Origin of the sequence: Bradyrhizobium sp. HKCCYLRH3059, from assembly GCF_051168035.1 — a bacterium.
In the GTDB taxonomy this organism is placed as follows: domain Bacteria; phylum Pseudomonadota; class Alphaproteobacteria; order Rhizobiales; family Xanthobacteraceae; genus Bradyrhizobium.
This window is the reverse complement of sequence record NZ_JBNPUF010000001.1, coordinates 862,688-878,519: the sequence shown is the minus strand read 5'-3', so window position 1 is coordinate 878,519 and position 15,832 is coordinate 862,688. Positions and strand designations below refer to the sequence as shown.

The 15,832-nt window shown below is 65.9% G+C and carries 17 protein-coding genes; 11 read left to right on the top strand and 6 right to left on the bottom strand.

Translation table 11 applies throughout. The features are described 5' to 3' along the window. Nucleotides 1-118 precede the first annotated feature (118 nt). Both ACQR13_RS04060 and argJ read left to right on the top strand, forming a co-directional pair. A complete protein-coding gene (locus ACQR13_RS04060; protein WP_315751944.1) occupies nucleotides 119-1,018 on the top strand; it encodes a peptidylprolyl isomerase in 900 nt (299 codons plus the stop codon). A 255-nt stretch (nucleotides 1,019-1,273) separates the two neighbouring features. Then, entirely contained in the window at nucleotides 1,274-2,515 is a 1,242-nt protein-coding gene (gene argJ / locus ACQR13_RS04055; RefSeq protein WP_315751943.1) for a bifunctional glutamate N-acetyltransferase/amino-acid acetyltransferase ArgJ, read from the top strand. A gap of 9 nt (nucleotides 2,516-2,524) precedes the next feature. Here argJ and ACQR13_RS04050 read toward each other — a convergent pair whose 3' ends face one another. After that, nucleotides 2,525-2,896, bottom strand: coding sequence for a hypothetical protein (locus ACQR13_RS04050; protein ID WP_434862589.1), 372 nt, complete (start codon nucleotides 2,894-2,896; stop codon nucleotides 2,525-2,527). A gap of 91 nt (nucleotides 2,897-2,987) precedes the next feature. After that, nucleotides 2,988-4,337 carry a TadE/TadG family type IV pilus assembly protein gene (locus tag ACQR13_RS04045; RefSeq protein WP_315751941.1) on the bottom strand — a complete coding sequence of 450 codons (1,350 nt, stop codon included), beginning with the start codon at nucleotides 4,335-4,337 and terminating at the stop codon, nucleotides 2,988-2,990. A 180-nt stretch (nucleotides 4,338-4,517) separates the two neighbouring features. Here ACQR13_RS04045 and ACQR13_RS04040 point away from each other — a divergent pair, with 180 nt between their 5' ends. Beyond that, entirely contained in the window at nucleotides 4,518-4,928 is a 411-nt protein-coding gene (locus ACQR13_RS04040; protein WP_172184528.1) for a (deoxy)nucleoside triphosphate pyrophosphohydrolase, read from the top strand. 159 nt (nucleotides 4,929-5,087) lie between these two features. Here the strand turns inward: ACQR13_RS04040 and ACQR13_RS04035 are convergent, their stop codons facing one another. Further along, nucleotides 5,088-5,936: a methyltransferase domain-containing protein gene (locus ACQR13_RS04035; protein WP_315751940.1), complete on the bottom strand. Its 849-nt coding sequence runs from the start codon at nucleotides 5,934-5,936 to the stop codon at nucleotides 5,088-5,090. A gap of 78 nt (nucleotides 5,937-6,014) precedes the next feature. Here ACQR13_RS04035 and ACQR13_RS04030 point away from each other — a divergent pair, with 78 nt between their 5' ends. From ACQR13_RS04030 to ACQR13_RS04010, 5 genes are all read left to right on the top strand, one after another. Then, on the top strand, nucleotides 6,015-6,818 hold the full coding sequence (locus ACQR13_RS04030; protein ID WP_434862588.1) for a ComF family protein: 804 nt from the start codon (nucleotides 6,015-6,017) through the stop codon (nucleotides 6,816-6,818). 29 nt (nucleotides 6,819-6,847) lie between these two features. Then, on the top strand, nucleotides 6,848-7,123 hold the full coding sequence (grxC, locus tag ACQR13_RS04025) for a glutaredoxin 3 (protein WP_315715197.1): 276 nt from the start codon (nucleotides 6,848-6,850) through the stop codon (nucleotides 7,121-7,123). Next, nucleotides 7,120-7,998, top strand: a complete 879-nt coding sequence (locus tag ACQR13_RS04020; RefSeq protein ID WP_315715195.1) for a carbon-nitrogen hydrolase family protein — start codon at nucleotides 7,120-7,122, stop codon at nucleotides 7,996-7,998. The genes grxC and ACQR13_RS04020 overlap by 4 nt, the downstream gene beginning before the upstream one ends. Beyond that, nucleotides 7,995-8,471, top strand: coding sequence for a DUF1178 family protein (locus ACQR13_RS04015; protein WP_315751936.1), 477 nt, complete (start codon nucleotides 7,995-7,997; stop codon nucleotides 8,469-8,471). The genes ACQR13_RS04020 and ACQR13_RS04015 overlap by 4 nt, the downstream gene beginning before the upstream one ends. A gap of 140 nt (nucleotides 8,472-8,611) precedes the next feature. Then, nucleotides 8,612-9,049, top strand: coding sequence for an EamA family transporter (locus ACQR13_RS04010; protein WP_315751935.1), 438 nt, complete (start codon nucleotides 8,612-8,614; stop codon nucleotides 9,047-9,049). On the opposite strand, the gene ACQR13_RS04005 is transcribed toward ACQR13_RS04010, so the two are convergent. Next, complete coding sequence (locus ACQR13_RS04005) at nucleotides 9,050-9,949, bottom strand: EamA family transporter (protein WP_434862587.1); 900 nt, start codon at nucleotides 9,947-9,949, stop codon at nucleotides 9,050-9,052. 233 nt (nucleotides 9,950-10,182) lie between these two features. Here ACQR13_RS04005 and ACQR13_RS04000 point away from each other — a divergent pair, with 233 nt between their 5' ends. Next, nucleotides 10,183-10,464, top strand: coding sequence for a GIY-YIG nuclease family protein (locus ACQR13_RS04000; protein ID WP_316170998.1), 282 nt, complete (start codon nucleotides 10,183-10,185; stop codon nucleotides 10,462-10,464). Nucleotides 10,465-10,566: 102 nt separating this feature from the next. Here ACQR13_RS04000 and ubiG read toward each other — a convergent pair whose 3' ends face one another. Further along, on the bottom strand, nucleotides 10,567-11,331 hold the full coding sequence (gene ubiG / locus ACQR13_RS03995) for a bifunctional 2-polyprenyl-6-hydroxyphenol methylase/3-demethylubiquinol 3-O-methyltransferase UbiG (protein WP_409977941.1): 765 nt from the start codon (nucleotides 11,329-11,331) through the stop codon (nucleotides 10,567-10,569). A 47-nt stretch (nucleotides 11,332-11,378) separates the two neighbouring features. Continuing rightward, nucleotides 11,379-11,846, bottom strand: coding sequence for a PH domain-containing protein (locus ACQR13_RS03990; RefSeq protein WP_316166266.1), 468 nt, complete (start codon nucleotides 11,844-11,846; stop codon nucleotides 11,379-11,381). Nucleotides 11,847-11,993: 147 nt separating this feature from the next. Here ACQR13_RS03990 and ACQR13_RS03985 point away from each other — a divergent pair, with 147 nt between their 5' ends. Both ACQR13_RS03985 and ptsP read left to right on the top strand, forming a co-directional pair. Continuing rightward, nucleotides 11,994-13,250, top strand: a complete 1,257-nt coding sequence (locus tag ACQR13_RS03985; RefSeq protein ID WP_315715188.1) for an aspartate kinase — start codon at nucleotides 11,994-11,996, stop codon at nucleotides 13,248-13,250. A 302-nt stretch (nucleotides 13,251-13,552) separates the two neighbouring features. Further along, on the top strand, nucleotides 13,553-15,820 hold the full coding sequence (gene ptsP / locus ACQR13_RS03980; RefSeq protein WP_315715187.1) for a phosphoenolpyruvate--protein phosphotransferase: 2,268 nt from the start codon (nucleotides 13,553-13,555) through the stop codon (nucleotides 15,818-15,820). The last annotated feature ends 12 nt before the right edge of the window (nucleotides 15,821-15,832 follow it).

Here is a 15,832-nt window from a genome sequence, read left to right as displayed (position 1 = left end):
TCGCCGATTTCACGAAATTGACAGACTTTTCGCGTTGCCAAGGCACGGCGATTGGGCGAGTGTCCCGGCCGCCCTGAGGCCTCCCCCTCGAGCCCCCTCTTCTCAACAAGGATTTTCCATGACCACGTCGTTCCCGGTTACGAAAACCGGCCTGCGCCTCGGCCTTGCCACCGCTCTCGCCGGAAGTCTCGCGTTGTCCCTGCTTGCCGCGCCCGCACGCGCCGCCGACGATGCCAACCCGGTGCTGGCCAAGGTGAACGGCGCCGAGATCCGCAAGAGCGACGTGACGCTCGCCGAGGAGGAGCTCGGACAGAGCCTCGCGCAGATGGATCCGGCGACCAAGGACGAGAACGTGCTGTCGTTCCTGATCGACATGAAGCTGGTCGCCAAGGCGGCCGAGGACAAGAAGGTCGCCGACAGCGAGGAGTTCAAGAAGCGCCTCGCCTTCACCCGCAACCGGCTGCTGATGGACAGCCTGCTGGCCAGCGAGGGCAAGGCCGCGACCACGCCGGACGCGATGAAGAAGGTCTATGAGGAGGCCGCCAAGCAGATCGGTGGCGAGCAGGAGGTCCACGCCCGCCATATTCTGGTGGAGACCGAGGACGACGCCAAGGCCGTCAAGGCCGAGCTCGCCAAGGGCGCCGATTTCGCCGAACTCGCCAAGAAGAAGTCCAAGGATCCCGGCGCCTCGGACGGCGGCGACCTCGGCTTCTTTACCAAGGAGCAGATGGTGCCGGAATTCGCCAACGTCGCCTTCTCGCTCGAGCCGGGCAAGATCTCCGATCCGGTGAAGACCCAGTTCGGCTGGCACGTCATCAAGGTCGAGGAAAAGCGCAGCCGCAAGCCGCCGGAGTTCGACCAGGTCAAGGGCCAGATCGAGACCTACGTCACCCGCAAGGCCCAGGCCGACTACGTCGGCAAGCTGCGCGAGGCCGCCAAGATCGAGCGCCTGGACAAGCCGGCCGCCGACGCCGCCAAGCCGGCGGACGCGAAGCCGACCGAGCCGGCGAAGAAGTAAGCGGCTCGGCTACTTGGCTCGAGACAGGACATGGTCGCGTCATAAATGGTGTCGTCCCGGCGAAAGCCGGGACCCATACCGCGTGATGTTTGAAACAGGCACGCGGCCGATACCGGGGCTCCCAACTGGACCCTGTGGTTATGGATCCCGGCGTTCGCCGGGATGACAGCAGCGGGTGCAGTGACATCCACTCCCACAACGACGACCGAGATGATACAGAGCGCTTCCCGCTCATTCCTGCCGGAAGCCTCTCCGATGTCCTCAGCCGTCTCCCCGCTCGCCCCCACCGATGTCCCCGACATGCCCGCCGTTGCGGGCGTCAAGCTCGCGACTGCGGCGGCCGGCATCCGCTACAAGAACCGCACCGACGTGCTGCTGGCGCTGCTCGATCCCGGCACCACCGTGGCCGGCGTGTTCACCCTGTCGAAATGCCCGTCGGCGCCGGTCGAATGGTGCCGGGCCAAGCTGAAGGGCGGCAAGGCACGCGCGCTGGTGGTCAACTCCGGCAACGCCAACGCCTTCACCGGCAAGACCGGCAAGCAGTCGACGGCCCTGACGGCGGCGATCGCCGCCAAGGCGGTCGGCTGCAAGCAGGACGAGATCTTCCTCGCCTCGACCGGCGTGATCGGCGAGCCGCTGGATGCGACCAAGTTCGACGGCGTGCTCGAAGGGTTGGCGGGCACCGCGGCCCCTGAGGACTGGATGGGCGCAGCGCGCGCCATCATGACCACCGACACCTTCCCCAAGGTCGCCACCGCCACCGTCAAGCTCGGAAAGGCCAAGGTGACGATCAACGGCATGGCCAAGGGCGCCGGCATGATCGCGCCCGACATGGCGACGATGTTGTCGTTCATCTTCACCGATGCGCCGATTTCGGCCCCCGCGCTGCAGGCCCTGCTCAAGGCCGGCGTCGAGGACACCTTCAACGCGGTGACGATCGACGGCGACACCTCGACATCCGACACGCTGCTCGCCTTCGCCACCGGGGCCGCCGCGGCGAAGGGCGCACCGAAGATCAGCCGCGCCAGCGATCCGCGCGCGAAAGCGTTCGTGAAGGCGCTCAATGCCGTGCTGGCCGACCTCGCCGAGCAGGTCGCGCGCGACGGCGAGGGCGCCCGCAAGCTGGTCGAGATCATCGTCGAGGGCGCCAAGAGCAAGCCGTCGGCGCGCAGAATCGCGATGTCGATCGCCAACTCGCCGCTGGTCAAGACCGCGATCGCGGGCGAGGACGCCAATTGGGGCCGCGTCGTGATGGCCGTCGGCAAGGCCGGCGAGCCGGCCGACCGCGACAAGCTCTCGATCTCCTTCAACGGCATCCGCGTCGCATCGAAGGGCGCGCGCGATCCGTCCTATGACGAGACGGAAGTCTCCGAGGCGATGAAGGCGCAGAAGGTGCAGATCAAGGTGGCGCTCGGCCTCGGCAAGGGCCGCGACCGCGTGCTGACCTGCGACCTGACCAAGGAGTATGTCGCGATCAACGGCGACTACCGCTCGTAGCCGCCGGGATCAGAGCTGCTGGCTGACATGGACGGTGACCTCGACGCCCTTGGTCACCGGCCGATTGAGCATATCGGCCCCGTGCCGGACGTAGGCAAAGTGGTCTTCGCCGACGAAGCCCGGCTTCGAGACGTACACGACCTGCGCCCCCTGCACGGAGACCACGCCGTGGCTCGCAGCAGACAGCACGCGGACGCCGAAAATCGGTCCGCGCGAGTGCAGGACTGCGATCCTGCAGCGCTTGCCGGTTTTAGCGTACATGTGCCCTTGAGCCGTCTGGTTTTCCAGCGTCGAGAACGGCGGTACGATGCAATTGGCGGCCGAAGCCCCCGCCGAGAACGCCACAGTCAGCACACATGCCAGCGCAGCAGCCTTGATCACGCGAACCTCCCATCGGGTCGAGCACCCGATGGGATTTCACCTCAGGTCGTGACGGCGATCAACGCCATTTTTGATTGCAATCCGCGCCAACTCAACCCGCGATCCGTGCGTCGGCGACCGCCCTGTCGAACAATTTTTGCATCGCATCCGAGATGCCCTGGGTCGGCGACACCTCGAAATAGAACCCATCGGACGCGCACGCCTGCATGTTCTGCGCAATCTCGCTGTTCGGCGAGGGGCCGAACGGCCCCTTGTTGAACGGATCGATCCAGTTCATGTACCAGTTGTTCGTCGGCAGCTGCAGGTAGGTCGTGTAGAGCACGGCGATCTTGATGCCGCGGCTCTTCAGCGCCGTGCACAGCGCCGGATTGATCGGCGACTGGCAGCGGTTGCCGCCGGCCTTGGGCTTCAGGCACGCGGCATTGCTCTCGTCGGCGACGCCATCGGAGACGAAGAACAGGTATTTCAGCGGCGAACCCGACGTGCCGTCGCCCGGTGTCGCAATCTCGTTGTTGATCGCCGGCAACACGCTGGTGAACGGCGTATCCTTGTCTGCCGTATAGGAATCGTTGTTGCCATACACGCCCATCAGGTCGATGTTCCCGGCGGCACTCTTGGCGCTGGAGAGGCTCGACGAGAGCGAGAACAGCGACCGCAACCCGATCGTCTTCGACGCCGCACCGAAATCATAGATCGCCATGCGGAACTGGTTCGGATAGGTCTGGGTCTGCTGCGCCTTGTCCATCAGCTGCTGGGTGGCGCTGCGCAGCACGTCGATCCGGGTGGTGACGCCGATGCTCTTCGCGAGGTTATAGAAGTTGTTCGAATCATTGTAGTCGTGGCAGGCAAAGGCGCAATAGCGGTTGCTGCCGTATCTTGAGTCCGATGTCGCATTGACCATCTTGGTCACGTCCGCCGGCGTCGCCGCCACGCCCATCGACGGCGAGTTGTCGAGCAGCAGGTAGAAGTCGATGTATTTCGGCATCGAGGCCTTGGCCGTCGACGAGCCCTGCAGGGTCATGGTCTTGAACCCGACGATGTTCATGAACATCATCGGCACGGTGGCCGTGAACGACACGGTGGCGCTCAGCACCGAGCCGGCCTTCTTCACCTCCGGCGTCAGGCTGGTCAGCGTATAGCCTGAGGTGCCCGACATGTTGCCGTTGAAGATCTTCGCCGCGTCGTCATTGCCGGCGGCGATCACGCCGTCCGAGGTCATCGTGCCTGCGGCGATGAAGGCCGGCGAGGTCCGGGACACCGCGCCGACCGAGGCGGCGTCGACCGCCGCCTGCAGCTTGGCGCGCATCTGGTTGGCGCGGCTGTAGTCGACGCCGCAGCCGACCGCGGTGATCAGCGGGACGCAGACGATCGCGAACGTCACCGCGACGTTGCCGCTGACGTCGTGCCGCAGGCGGCCGAGCAGGCTGGATAAAATTCGCATGAATGATGCCTAACAAACCATGAGGAGGCCATGGCGTTCACCCGTGAAAATACGCGGCCGGCCATTAAGGTTGGCTTATTTCGACCGTGGAAACCGGGCTCGAAACGGCCTAGGTTAAGATTCCCTCAACAGGCGCACCTGGTTCTCGGACCGGCGCATCCCTCTCAAACCGATCGGATCATGCCGGACCTGAAACTCACGCTCGTGGTCGCCTGCGCGCTCGTCGACGCCGACAATCGTGTGCTGCTGGCGCAGCGGCCGCCCGGCAAGACGCTCGCGGGACTCTGGGAGTTTCCCGGCGGCAAGCTCGAGCCCGGCGAGCGCCCCGAAGCCAGCCTGATCCGCGAGCTCGACGAGGAGCTCGGCATCACCGTGCGCGAGGCCTGTCTCGCGCCGCTGACGTTTGCCAGCCACGCCTATGAGACGTTCCATCTGTTGATGCCGCTCTACATCTGCCGGCGCTGGGAAGGCGTGGTCACCGCGCGCGAGGGACAGCAACTGGCCTGGGTGCGGCCGAACAAGCTGCGCGACTACCCGATGCCCCCGGCGGACATTCCGCTGCTGCCGCATCTGATCGATCTGTTGATGTGAGGCGCCGCGATAGCCTCACGCTCACTCGTCATGCGCGGGCTTGACCCGCCTGCGGGGCCGTAGCCCCTTCGGCGCGGCGAAGGCCCGCGCATCCATCTACATTTCGGACTCTTCGAGAGGGATGGATCGCCGGGTCAAGCCCGGCGATGACGAGCGGTTTTATTCCCCGCGCGGGCTCCGCTTCACTGCCGCCTCGAGGCTCGTCGTCGCCGAGCCCGGCTTCAGCGGCTTCTGCTGGCTTTCGTGCGGGGCCCAGCCGGATAACCAGATGATGTCGAAGGTGGCGCGGATGCGGCCGTCGGGATCGGCGAAGCGCTCGGCATAGATGTGGGCCATGCGCAGCAGGGTGGCGCGGCGCAGCGGCGTGCGGCGCCGCTCGACCAGGCTGTTGGTCGCGCCCATGCGGCGGAGATCCTGCATCAGGCCAAGCGCGCTGGCATAGCGGACCACGACGCGGTCGACGTCGGTGACGGGCAGCGCGAAGCCGGCACGCTGCAACAGCCCGCCGATGTCGCGCAGATCGGCGAACGGCGCGACGCGCGGCGAGACGCCGCCCTCGCATTCGGCTTCGGCCGCCGCGAAGCTCTGCCGGAGCTCGGTCAGCGTATCGCCGCCGATCATCGCCGCCAGCAGCAGACCATCGGGGCGTAAGGCCCGGCGAATCTGCACCAGCAGTCCGGGCAGATCGTTGACGAATTGAAACGCCAGCGCCGACAGCGCGAGATCGAGCGATTGCGCGGCCAGCGGCAGCCGCTCATCTGCCGTTTCCGGCGCAGCGATATGTGCGAGCTGCGAGAGGCGTCCCGAAAGATACGGCTTCAAGCCCGCGGCCGGCGTCCAGACGTCGGCAGCCGCGGTGAAGGACCGGTTCACTGCCGCAAGCCGATCCTCGATGTCCTCCGCAACGCGCTCCAACAGGAAGGTCTCCGGCGCTGCCGCAGCCCGCCGCTGCCTGAGCGCGAGCAAGCTGCGATCGAACAGAACGGGAGTGGTGACGGACTGGACCATTGGGGCTGGTTACGCCGATCCTCGCGGCCGGGCAATGGACCGCTTGAGCCGCGTGGCTTGCGGCGCTAGCCTCAATACATGGGTGTGACGTTTGCTCCAATCAGCGTCGGACGACTTCGTGCAGCCGTGGGCGCCCTGCATGGCAGTCTCGCGCACGTTGCGAAGCTCGCACTCGACGTCGCGCTTCCCACCCTGTGCATCGCCTGCCGCGAGCCGGTCGACGGCGAGGGCGTCTGCGCGGCCTGCTGGGGCAAATTGTCGTTCATCGAGCGGCCGTATTGCCCGAAGCTCGGCATCCCCTTCGTCTACGATCCGGGCCCCGAGCTGCTCTCGATGGAAGCGATCGCGGCGCCGCCGGCGTACGCCCGGGCCCGCGCCGCCGTGCGCTATGACGAGGTCGCCCGCACCCTGGTGCATCAGCTCAAATATCAGGACCGCACTGATCTGGCGCCGATCATGGGCCGCTGGATGGCGCGCGCCGGCCGCGAGCTGCTGGCCGAGGCCGACCTCGTGGTGCCCGTGCCGTTGCACTGGCGGCGCGGCTTCAGCCGCCGCTACAACCAGTCCGGCGCGCTGGCGCGGGCGGTCGCCCGGTCCAGCGGCGTCCGCATGCAGGGTGATGCGCTGCGCCGCGTGCGGGCGACCGAGCAGCAGGTCGGGTTGTCGCGCGCCCAGCGCACCAGCAATGTGCAGGGAGCATTCCAGGTATCTTCAGATCGCCTGCATGACGTGCAGGGGCGCCGCATCGTCATCGTCGACGACGTGCTGACCACCGGCGCGACGGTGGATGCCTGCGCCCGCGCTCTGCTGCGCGCCAAGGCGGCCGAGGTCAGCGTGCTGGTTTTCGCCCGGGTTGTCGATGCGCCCCGCGCTCCCATATAATCTATCGTTCTGAAACAGCTGAGCGCGACATGACCGCTGCGATCGAAATCTATACCCGTCCGGGGTGCGGCTACTGCACGGCCGCCAAATCGCTTCTGACCCGCAAGAACGTTGCCTTCACCGAGCATGACGCGGGCAAGGATCCGACGATTCGGCAGAAGATGTATGATCGTGTCGGCCCGGGCTCGACCTTTCCGCAGATCTTCATCGGCCACACCCATGTCGGCGGCTGCGACGACCTCTATGCGCTCGATCGCGAGGGCAGGCTCGACGCCATGCTGGCGGGAGACAAGGCGACATCATGAGCAACGACCGCAGCTTTACCGCCGCCATGGTGCAGATGCGCACCTCGCTCCTGCCCGAGCCGAGCCTCGAGCAGGGCATCAGGCTGATCCGGGAAGCGGTCGCGCAGGGCGCGGAGTACGTCCAGACGCCGGAAGTGAGCAACATGATGCAGCTCAACCGGACGGCGCTGTTCGAGCAGCTCAAGAGCGAGGCGGACGATCCCTCTCTCAAAGCCTATCAGGCGCTCGCCAAGGAGCTGGGCATCCATCTGCACATCGGATCGCTGGCGCTGCGCTTCTCGGCAGACAAGGCCGTGAACCGCTCGTTCCTGATCGGGCCCGAGGGCAACGTGCTGGCGAGCTACGACAAGATCCACATGTTCGACATCGACCTGCCGGGCGGTGAGAGCTATCGCGAGTCCGCCAACTATCAGCCGGGCGAGACGGCCGTGATCTCGGATCTGCCCTGGGGTCGTCTGGGGCTGACGATCTGCTACGACGTGCGCTTCCCGGCGCTGTATCGCGCGCTGGCCGAGAGCGGCGCCTCCTTCATCAGCGTGCCCTCCGCCTTCACCCGCAAGACCGGCGAGGCGCACTGGCACACGCTGCTGCGCGCCCGCGCCATCGAGACGGGATGCTTCGTGTTCGCCGCCGCCCAGTGCGGCCTGCACGAGAACAAGCGCGAGACCTTCGGCCACTCGCTGATCATCGATCCATGGGGCGAGATTCTCGCCGAGGGCGGCGTCGAGCCCGGCGTGATCATGGCGCGCATCGATCCGTCGCGGGTCGAGAGCGTGCGCCAGACCATTCCTTCGCTGCAGCACGGCCGCCGGTTCGGCATCGCCGACCCCAACGCGGGTCCGGACTATCTGCACCTGGTGCGGGGCTCGGCATGATCCGCTATGCGCTGCGCTGCGAGCGTGACCATACGTTCGAAAGCTGGTTCCAGAGCTCCTCGGCCTACGATTCGCAGGTGAAGCGCAAGCTGGTGGAATGCCCGACCTGCGGCTCGACCAAGGTCGAGAAGGCTATCATGGCGCCGCGCATCGTCAGCAAGAAGGGCCGCGAGGCCGTGCCGGTACCGGCCTCACCGACGCCAGCGCAGGAAGTGATTCCGCCGGGATCGACCGCGCTGATGATGGCGCAGGAGCGCGAGCTGCGCGCCAAGCTCAAGGAGCTGCGCGACCACATCGTCAAGAACGCCGACGATGTCGGCGAACGATTCCCGACCGAAGCCCGCAAGATGCATTACGGCGAGACCGAGCACCGGCCGATCTATGGCGAGGCCTCGCTCGACGAGGCCCGCGAACTGATCGAGGAAGGCATCGAGGTCGCGCCGATCCCGGTGCTGCCGGACGACCGGAATTGAGCAATAGAGACGCCCTCTCCGTCATTGCGAGCGAAGCGAAGCAATCCAGCGCCGGGCAAAGATTCTGGATTGCTTCGCTTCGCTCGCAACGACGGGAGAGAGATCTCGGCCTGCACTCTCTCTTTCGCCGGTGTGACGACATGTCCCCCCTCTCCTCGTCCTGGCAGCTCTGGGCCCTCCTCTCCGCGCTGTTCGCGGCCCTCACCGCCATCTTCGCCAAGGTTGGCGTCGAAGGTCTCAACTCCGATCTTGCCACGCTGATCCGCACCGCGATCGTGCTGGTGACGCTGGCGCTGATCCTGTTTGCGACGGGCCAGCTCACCAGCCCGGGACCGATCTCGACCAAGAGCTGGGTGTTCCTGACGCTGTCGGCGCTCGGCACCGGCGCCTCGTGGCTGTGCTACTTCCGCGCCTTGAAGCTCGGACCAGCGACGCTGGTCGCGCCGATCGACAAGCTCAGCGTCGTGCTGGTCGCCTTGTTCGGCGTCGTGTTTCTCGGCGAACGACCGAGCCTGCAGGGCTGGATCGGCATCGCGCTGATCGCGGCCGGCGCCGTGCTGATCGCGATCAAGGGCTGACTACACGGCGACCAGCAGCGCCACGCCGGCGACGATCAGCGTGATGCCGCCGATCTCGCGCAGCGAAACCGGCTGCTTGAACGAATAGTACGACACGCCCTGCGCGAACAGTACCTCGATCAGCGCGAGCGTGCGGACGTTGGCGGCCGCGGTCAGCGCGAACGCCAGGAACCAGAATTGCGATGCGAAGGCGCCGACGAAGCCGGCCATCATCGATGGCCGCCACAGCGACAGGATTCCGCGCAGGATGTCGGGCGCGCGCGCCAGCAGATAGACGGTGAGGAGCGCCGTCTGCACGAATAGGCCCCAGACCAGCGTGTACGACGCGGCGGTGACGAAGGACACGCCGTCGACGGTGATGATGGCGCCGCGGAAGCCGACGGCCGACAAGGCGAACGACGCCGCGGCAACCAGGCCGGTTACGGTCGGCCTCAACTCGGCAAAGCTCTTCTCACCGCCGGGCCTGAGGGCGGTGATGACGACGCCGACGGTGGCGATCAGGATCGCGATCACCTTTGGAAGCGAGAGCGGATCGCCGAGAAAGATGAAGCCGAAGATCGCGGTCTGGATCGCCTCGGTCTTCAGATAGGCCGTGGTGACGACGAAGGAGCGGTCGGTCATCGCCAGCAGCATCAGCCCGGTGGCGATGATCTGGCTGAGCGCACCGAGCAGCAGCCACGGCCAGAACACCGCCGGCGGCCACGGCAGGTGGTCGCCGGTGGCCAGCAGCACCGCGGTCAGGAACACCAGCGAGAACGGAAAGCCGAACAGGAAGCGGATATTGGTCGCGCCCCAGGTGCCGAGCTTCGCCGTCAGCGACCGCTGCATCGCATTGCGCGCGACCTGGCCAGCGGCGGCGACCAGCGTAAAGGGAATCCAGAGCGAGGTGATGGAGAGCATGCGGCACAATGCAGTAGTGAGATTGGCACCGTGACGACCACGGGGCGCTGGGTCAACAGCGGTGAGGCGGTTCAGCCGCATGTCAGGATTGCAGCTCTCGCCGGAAGGGCCAGGACGGATTGCGTCTTGTGGTAACCTCGCGCCACACATCCGGTGTCGTCCCTGCGAACGCAGGGACCCATAACCACCGGCTTCAATTGGGTTAGGCGATCCATCCACGCGATGGTGCGGCGATGTACTATGTCTATATTCTCGCCAGCGGCCGTCACGGTACGCTGTACATCGGTGTGACCAACTCGTTACGGACGCGGCTCGAGCAGCATCGCAAGGGCGAAGGCTCGGAGTTCGTGAAGAAGTACGGGGTGTTTCGGCTGGTCTACGTCGAAATCTACACTGTTGCTGCGGAAGCGGTCACCCGCGAGAAGCAGCTCAAGCGCTGGAAGCGTGATTGGAAAATCGAACTGATCGAGCGCGACAATCTTGAATGGCGCGATCTCAGCGACCTGATCTCCTAGCGTGCCTCAAACCCCTCCCTGTGGTTATGGGTCCCTGCGTTCGCAGGGACGACACCGGTTATGGAGCGGCAGACGGGTCAAGCCGATGAATGGCCGCGCGCGCTACACCATCTGCTCGGCGACCATCATGTAGTTCACGTCCATGTCGGTCGACAGGCTCCAGCGGTCGGCGAACGGGCTGTAGACCACGCCGCTCTGCTCGGTGATGACCAGACGGTTGTCGAGCAGGTATTTGGTCAGCTCGTCCGGCGTGACGAACTTGCTCCACTCATGCGTGCCGCGCGGCAGCCAGCGCAGCACGTATTCGGCGCCGACGATGGCGAGCGCAAAGCTCTTCCAGTTGCGGTTGAGGGTCGAGACCACCATCATGCCGCCCGGCTTCAGCACCGCGGCACAGCGGCCGAGGAAGGCGCTGACGTCGGTGACGTGCTCGACGACCTCCATCGCCAGCACGATGTCGAAGCGCTCGCGCGGGTCCATCTCCTCGATCGTGGTGCAGCGGTAGTCGATCGACAGATGACCCTTCTCGGCATGCAGCCTGGCGGCGGCAATGTTGCTGGCCGAGGGGTCGACGCCGACGACCTGCGCGCCCAGCCGCGTGAACGGCTCGCACAGCAGTCCCGCGCCGCAGCCGATGTCGAGCATGCGCAGCCCCGACAGGCAGTTGAGGCTCTTGGCGTTGCGCTCGAATTTCCGGCAGGCGGCATCGCGGATATAGGTCAGGCGCAGCGGGTTGATCTTGTGCAGGGGCGCCATCTTGCCCTTGGGGTCCCACCACGTCTCGGACAGTTTGGAGAACTTCGCGATCTCGGCCGGATCGACGGTCGAGCCGGAGGGAACAGAAGTGCTGCGGGAATCCTGAGGCATTGTCATCGCTGAATACTCAATGATCGAAGCTGCGGCGCCGTACCGGGCTAACGCGCCGTGATGGCGTTCCGGAACGCCAGCGGCTCCGCGATGGTCGAAATGGTTTCCTTGCCCTCGCCCACACCCAAGATGGTGACATCGCCGTAATTGAGAACCCGTCCCATGATGGTCTGGTTGACGTCGACGCTCTCGACCTTGTCGAGAGCCATCTCGAAGGTACGGCGCTTGATGAAACCGGTTTTGTGCACGACACGGCGATTGGTGACGTCCGTCTCGGTGGTGAGGCGATGGAACCAGGCCCGAACCGTCCAATACAGGGCAACAATGGCGATGACGGCGGCGGTGGCCAGGCACAGCATGACCAGATTGTCGTTCACGGTCATGCGGGAGAGGACGAGCAATCCAAACACGACGATCCAGGCCCCGATCGCCGGCAGGTAGAACATCCAATGTGCATTGGTCGAATACAGCACCTTCTCGCCGGGTTGCAGGATTTCGTCGATGTAACGCGCCATTCCAAAGCCTCTACCTGACCCTGTCACCACAAGGAACCGTCTTGCCCCCAGCCGCGGCGCTATGTATACGCGCGTTTCGGCTGGCGCGCCTCCGGTTTCGCGCCCAGCCGGTCAACTTATCCTCCTGATGGGAATGAGCGCGTCGTCATGGGTCGCCTCGTGCTGAAATTCGGCGGCACATCCGTCGCCAACATCGACCGCATCCGCAACGTCGCGCGCCACGTCAAGCGCGAGGTCGACGCCGGTCATGAGGTCGCCGTCGTGGTCTCGGCCATGTCCGGCAAGACCAACGAACTGGTCGCCTGGTGCACCGAGGCGTCGCCGATGCACGATGCGCGTGAATACGATGCCGTCGTGGCCTCGGGCGAGCAGGTCACGTCCGGCCTGCTGGCGATCGTGCTGCAGAGCATGGGCATCCAGGCCCGCTCGTGGCAGGGCTGGCAGATCCCGATCAAGACCAGCGATGCCCATGCCTCGGCGCGAATCGTCGATATCGACGGCTCCGAGCTGATCCAGCGCTTTCGCGACCGCAAGGAGGTCGCGGTCATCGCCGGCTTCCAGGGCATCAACGCCGAAACCGGGCGAATCACCACGCTCGGCCGCGGCGGCTCGGACACCTCCGCGGTGGCGATCGCGGCCGCCATCAAGGCCGACCGCTGCGACATCTATACCGACGTCGACGGCGTCTATACCACCGACCCCCGGGTGGTGCCGAAGGCCAAGCGGCTCGACAAGATCGCCTTCGAGGACATGCTGGAGCTGGCGTCGCAGGGCGCCAAGGTGCTGCAGGTCCGTTCGGTGGAACTGGGCATGGTGCACAACATGCCGATCTTCGTCCGCTCCTCATTCGACAAGCCCGAGGATATCGACCCGCACGCCAACCAGCCGCCGGGGACGCTGATCTGCAGCGAGGAACAAATCATGGAAAATCACGTCGTGACCGGCATCGCCTTCTCCAAGGACGAGGCCCAGATCTCGGTGCGCCAGATCGAGGACAAGCCGGGCGTCGCCGCCTCGATCTTCGGACCACTGGCGGATGCCAATATCAACGTCGACATGATCGTCCAGAACGTCTCCGAAGACGGCAAGACCACCGATCTCACCTTCACGGTGCCGGCCACCGATTACAATCGCGCGCGCGAGACCATCACCGCGGCCAAGGACAGGATCGGCTATCAGCGCCTGGATACCGCGACCGACGTCGCCAAGGTTTCGGTGATCGGATCGGGCATGCGCAGCCATGCCGGCGTCGCCGCCAAGGGATTCGCCGCGCTCGCCGCCCGCAACATCAACATTCGCGCGATCACGACCTCCGAGATCAAGTTCTCGGTGCTGATCGACGCCGCCTACACCGAGCTCGCCGTCCGCACGCTGCATACGCTCTACGGACTGGACCAGGCCTAGAAAATCCTCCTCCGCGACCACACCTGTCCCGTTCTGTGACAGCGGGACGGGCCGGAGATCGTTCGAAAGCCGTTGACGCCGCCCGCGGTGGCAGGCGTTTTGCTTGGCAAAACAAGCCCTAATTCGCTATACGCCATCGCAGGATGGCAGCCGCAAACTGTGCTCCAGTGATGGTTGTTCTGGTTCGGGCCGGCACTCTGAGCGTGCGATAGTGCCGAATCGAGAAAGCTGTTCGATGCCGCGAGTTTAGCGCCAGATCCGGCCGCGTGCCGGGCTGGCCCCAGGAAGGGGGATTGTGCCACATGCGAAGCGCGTCGGGAGGCCCCCGCGTCCTGCTCAGACGGCTTCGCGAGACCATGGCGGAGCAGGTCTCGGCACAGGAGCGGCTCGACAAGATCGTGGTGCTGATCGCGGCCAACATGGTCGCGGAGGTCTGCTCGGTCTATGTGCTGCGCGTCGACAACACGCTCGAGCTCTATGCCACCGAAGGTCTGAACCGCGACGCCGTGCACATGACCGTGCTGAGCGCGCATGAAGGCCTCGTCGGCCTCGTCGCCAGCGAAGCGACGCCGCTCAACCTGAACGACGCGCAGAGCCATCCCGCCTTCTCGTATCGGCCGGAGACCGGCGAAGAGATCTACCACTCCTTCCTTGGCGTGCCGATCCTGCGCGCCGGCAACACGCTCGGCGTGCTGGTGGTGCAGAACCGCGCCAAGCGCACCTATGTCGAGGAAGAGGTCGAGGCGCTGCAGACCACCGCGATGGTGCTCGCCGAGATGATCGCCTCCGGCGAGCTCGCAGCGCTGGCGCAGCCCGGCGCCGAGCCGGCGGCGCGGCACTCGATCCACAAGACCGGCACGGTGCTGTCCGATGGCATCGCGCTCGGCCATGTCGTGCTGCACGAGCCGCGCGTCGTCATCAACAACTACATCGCCGAGGACCTGCCCAAGGAGATCAAGCGGCTCGACGCCGCGCTGCTCAAGCTGCGCGCCGACCTCGACCGCATGCTGGAGCGCGGCGACGTCGCCGATGGCGGCGAGCACCGCGAGGTGCTCGAAGCCTATCGCATGTTCGCCAACGACCAGGGCTGGTCGCACAAGCTGCACGAGGCGGTGGCGACCGGCCTCACGGCGGAAGCCGCCGTCGAGCGCGTGCAGTCCGACACCCGCGCCCGCATGCTGCGCTCGACCGATCCGTATCTGCGCGAGCGGCTGCACGATCTCGAGGATCTCGGCTACCGTCTGCTGCGTCAGCTCGTCGGCCAGGACCACGCGCCGCGGCGCGAGCACCTGCCGGACAACGCCATCCTGATCGCACGCGCGATGGGTCCGGCGGCGCTGCTCGACTACGACCGCAAGCGGCTGCGCGGCCTCGTGCTCGAGGAAGGCACCGCCAATTCGCATGTCGCGATCGTGGCGCGCGCACTGGGCATTCCCGCCGTCGGCGAGGTGCCGAACGCGCCGGGCATCGCCGATCCCGGCGACGCCATCATCGTCGATGGCACCTCAGGCTCGATCTATGTGCGCCCGTCGTCGGAGATCGAATCCGCCTATGCCGAGCGGGTGCGCTTCCGCGCCCGCCGTCAGGCGCAATATGGCGAGCTGCGCAACAAGCCCTGCGTGACCAAGGACGGCCAGCCGGTCGAGCTGATGATCAATGCCGGCCTGGTCATCGACCTGCCGCATATCGAGGACACCGGCAGCGCCGGCATCGGCCTATTCCGCACCGAGCTGCAATTCATGGTGTCCGCCAGCCTGCCGCGCTCGAGCGACCAGCTGGCGCTGTATCGCACGGTTCTCGACGCCGCCGGCCACAAGCCGGTCACGTTCCGCACCTTGGACATCGGCGGCGACAAGGCGCTGCCGTACATGGAGACCGTGATCGAGGAGAATCCGGCGCTCGGCTGGCGCGCGATCCGCCTCGGCCTCGACCGTCCGGGCCTGCTGCGCGGCCAGATCCGGGCGCTGCTGCGCGCCGGCGGCGGCCGCTCGCTGCGCATCATGTTCCCGATGATCTCGGAAGTCGCCGAGTTCGACACGGCCAAGGCGATCGTCGAGCGCGAGCTGACCTATCTGCGCCAGCACGGCCATACGCTGCCGGAACGCGTCGACGTCGGCACCATGCTCGAGGTCCCGGCGCTGCTGTATCAGCTCGACGAGCTGCTTTCGAAGGTCGACTTCATCTCGGTCGGCTCGAACGACCTGTTCCAGTTCCTGTTCGCGGTCGATCGCGGCAATGCCAAGGTCTCCGAGCGCTTCGACACGCTGTCGACGCCGATCCTGCGGGCGTTGCAGCAGATCGTGCACAAGGCCAAGGCCGCCAAGCGGTCGGTGTCACTGTGCGGCGAGATGGCCTCCAAGCCGATCGGCGCATTGGCACTGATCGCGCTCGGCTACCGCTCGCTGTCGTTGTCGGCCACTGCGCACGGCCCTGTGAAGGCGATGATCCTCGAACTCGACGCCGGCAAGGCGGCGACGAAGATGGCCGAATGGCTGGCCGCGCCGGCCGGCAGCTTCTCGATGCGGCAGAAGCTGACCGAGTTCGCCGAGAGCGAAGGCCTCGCGCTGTAGCGGGTCTGTCGC